1 protein-coding gene and 1 pseudogene are annotated in these 3,663 nt (G+C 76.0%); both read right to left on the reverse strand.

The genetic code is table 11. The features are described 5' to 3' along the window. Positions 1–425, reverse strand: a 425-nt coding sequence (locus KPL57_RS71255; RefSeq protein WP_226358933.1) for a DUF4333 domain-containing protein, incomplete at its 3' end; no start/stop codon positions are given. A 534-nt stretch (positions 426–959) separates the two neighbouring features. Continuing rightward, positions 960–3,663 (reverse strand): annotated as a pseudogene (locus KPL57_RS60680) (DEAD/DEAH box helicase); the annotation flags it as partial.

Consider the following 3,663-nt stretch of genomic DNA (forward strand, 5'->3'; position numbering starts at 1 on the left):
CGTGTGCCGGCCGACACCTCGACGTCCTCCGGGCAGGCGATCGCACCGACCTGCAGGCCGTAGTCCCGGGTGAGGACCTGGGTGACCCCGGCCTGCAGCGTGGTGCGGTCGAGCCGGTCGCTGCCGAGCACGCCCGCCCAGAACAGCGCCCCGACGACGAGCGCGGCCACCACCACGGCGCCGATCCCGGCCAGGATCCACAACCGGGTCCTCGACGGGGAGCGGACCGCGTCCCGCGACACCCAGGGCTCGTCCTCGCCGGGTCCGGGGTTCTGCCACCCGCCCGCATCGGCCCCGCCGTCGGCGGGGACCGCCGCGGTGGACTGCGCGTCGGCCCAGGGCGACTCGGGTGAGGACGCCGGCACGGCGCGGTGGGGGCTCCGGCGGCCCGGCGACGGGCGCGGCGCCCGGTCGGCACGGCCCACCCGCCGTCGGTGCCGGTATCGGTGCCGGTGCCCGCCTCGTCGCCCCACAGCGGCTCGGCGCGGGTCCGGTCCCCGGTGTCGCCGCCGGCGGCCGATCCGTCGTGGGCGGCCCAGCCGCCGGTGTCGCCGCTGTGACGCCCGCCGGCGGGCGGGACGGCGTCCCAGCCGCCGGTGCCCTGCACGGGCGCGCCGCCGGCGTCGTGGGTGGCGTCCCGGCGGGCCGTGGCCGGGTCCCAGCCCGCGTCGGTGCTGCCGTGGGTGGCCCAGCCGTCACGGTCGTCGCGCCTCGGGGGACCAGGCTCCTGTGGTCTCGGGGTCCGCGCCCCACCCGCCGGCGGTGGCGTGCCCCAGGCGGGGATCTCCCCGGTCCGCTCCCGCGGCATCCTCGGGATGCCGGTCCGGTCCCTGCGGGTTGTTCATCGCCTACTCGTCCGCCCGTCTCTCTCGTCGTTCCTGCTGCCTGTGGCCGTGCTCGTGGCCGCTGTTCGTGGCCGTCCGTTCGTGCCGTACGCTGGTGCCGTGTGCCGGTGACCGCTACTGCATACCGGCCGCGACCACACCACGCCGGACGGCACCGGAGGCCCGGTGGGCCGCCTTCCCGACCGGGCTCGACCGCCCGGCGCCCCCGGCGATCTGGTCGAGCAGGTCGAGGACCTGCCGGGTCCAGCGTACGAAGTCGCCCGCGGACAGCTCGTGCCCGTTCCGCTCGGCGGCCTCCAGGACCTGCGCCAGGGACTCCCCGCGGGCCCACCGGTGCATCGGCCAGGCGAAGGCCAGGTCGGGTGCCCGGGTGCGTTCGGCCTTGTGCCGGCGCTGGTCGGCGTCGAGCTCCTCCCACAGCCGCACGGTGCGCTCCAGCGCCTCGGACACCGGGCCGGGGGCAGCCGCGGCATCGGGGCGTCGTCGCGGCGGGACTCGTAGACCAGCGCCGAGACGACCGCCGCCAGCTCCTCGGGTTCCAGGCCGTCCCACGCGCCGTGCCGCAGGCACTCGGCGGCCAGCAGGTCCGACTCGCCCCACAGCCGGGCCAGGATCCGGCCGTGCGGGGTGATCTCCTCCTCGCCGGGCTCGGTCTCCCCGGCCGGGACGAGGTAGCCGCGCTCGGCGAGCAGCGCCCGGATCCGGTCGAACGCCCGGGCCAGCGAGTGCGTCGTGGCCCGCACCTTCTGCCGCAGCGACTCGGTCTCCCGCTCCAGGCGGGCGTGCCGCTCGGCCCAGCGGGCGTGCGCCTCCCGGTCGTCGCAGCAGCGTGGCAGGGGTGCGCCCGCAGGGCCCGGCGCAGCGTCGACAGCTCCGGGTCGTCCTGCACCCCGGGCCGGCGACGACGCCCGACGGCGCGACCCTCCCCAGCCGGGAGGCGCGCAACGAGGCGGCCAGGTCCCGGCGGACCTGCGGGGAGCGGTGCTCCACCCGCTTGGGCAGCTTGATCCGGCCCAGCACCTCCACCGCGTCCGGGAAGTCCGCGGCCGACAGCCGCCCCGCCCACCGGTCCTCGGTGCACACCAGCGGCCGGACCTCGGGGTCACGGCCCGCGGCCGACACCGCCCCGATCCCCGGGTCGAGCACCACGGCGATCCCGGCGCGCCTGCCCGAGGGCACCGCGATCACGTCGCCGGGGCGCAGCTCGCGCAGCGACTCCGTGGCCTCGTCCCGGGCGGCGACGGTGTTCTGGCGGCGCAGCGACTTCTCCCGGTCGGAGATGCGTCGGCGCAGGTCGGCGTACTCGGCGAAGTCGCCGAGGTGGCAGGTCATCGCCTCCCGGTAGCCCTCCAGGGCCTCGTTGTTGCGGTCGATCCGCCGGGCCAGCCCGACCACCGACCGGTCGGCCTGGAACTGCCCGAAGGAGCGTTCCAGCAGCTCGCGGGCGGCGTCGGTGCCGAGGCGCCCGACCAGGTTGACCGACATGTTGTAGACGGGCCGGAACGAGCTGCGCAGCGGGTAGGTGCGGGTGGAGGCCAGCCCGCCGACCTGCTCCGGGTCCATGCGGGAGTCCAGAGCACGACGGCGTGGCCCTCGACGTCGATCCCGCGCCGCCCGGCACGCCCGGTGAGCTGGGTGTACTCGCCGGGGTGAGGTCGACGTGGGCCTCGCCGTTGTACTTGACCAGCCGCTCCAGCACGACGGTGCGGGCGGGCATGTTGATGCCCAGCGCCAGGGTCTCGGTGGCGAACACGCAGCGCACCAGGCCGGCGACGAACAGCTCCTCGACGGTCTCCTTGAACGCCGGCAGCAGCCCGGCGTGGTGCGCGGCGACGCCGCGTTCCAGCGCCTCGCGCCACTCCCAGTACCCGAGCACCCCCAGGTCGGCCTGCGGCAGGTCACCGGTGTGCTTCTCGACGATCCGGCGGATCTCGTCGACCTCCTCGGGCACGGTCAGGCGCACCCCGGCCCGCACGCACTGCCCGACGCGGCGTCGCAACCGGCCCGGGAGAAGACGAACGTGATCGCGGGCAGGAGCCCCTCGCGGTCGAGCCGGTCGATCACCTGCACCCGCGACGGCGGCCGGAACCCCCCGCGCGACGGCCCGCCCCCCGCGCGGCCCCCTGCCGACGACGGCCGTGGAGTCGGTCTTCCCGCCCGGGTGCGTCCGCGCTGCGGGCCGCCCCGCCCGCGCGGACCGCGATCGCCCGCCCGGTCCGCGGCGCGGGAGGTGGTGAAGTCCCGCCGCGCCATCTCTCGGGTGTAGCGGACCAGCTCCGGGTCGACGACGACCTCCCCGGGCCCGCCGGGGGTGCGTCGCTCGCCGAACATGTCGAACAGCCGGTTGCGACCATCATGTGCTGCCACAGCGGCACCGGGCGGTGCTCGTCGACCACGACGCGGGTGTCGCCCCGGACCTCGACCAGCCAGTCGCCGAACTCCTCGGCGTTGCTGACCGTGGCCGAGAGACCCACCACACCGCGACGTGCTCGGGCAGCTGGAGGATGACCTCCTCCCAGACCGCGCCGCCGCGGAACCGGTCGGCCAGGTAGTGGATCTCGTCCATCACCACGTAGCCGAGGTGGTCCAGCCGCCGGTTCGCCGCCTTGTCCGAGTCGGCGTAGATCATGTTGCGGAGCACCTCGGTGGTCATCACGACCACCTGGGCGTCGCCGTTCACCGCGGTGTCGCCGGTGAGCAGGCCGACCGCGTCCGCGCCCGTAGCGGGCGACCAGGTCGGCGTACTTCTGGTTCGACAGCGCCTTGATCGGCGTGGTGTAGAAGCACTTGCGGCCCTCGGACAGGGCCAGGTGCACGG

This window comes from Pseudonocardia sp. ICBG601 (assembly GCF_020496245.1).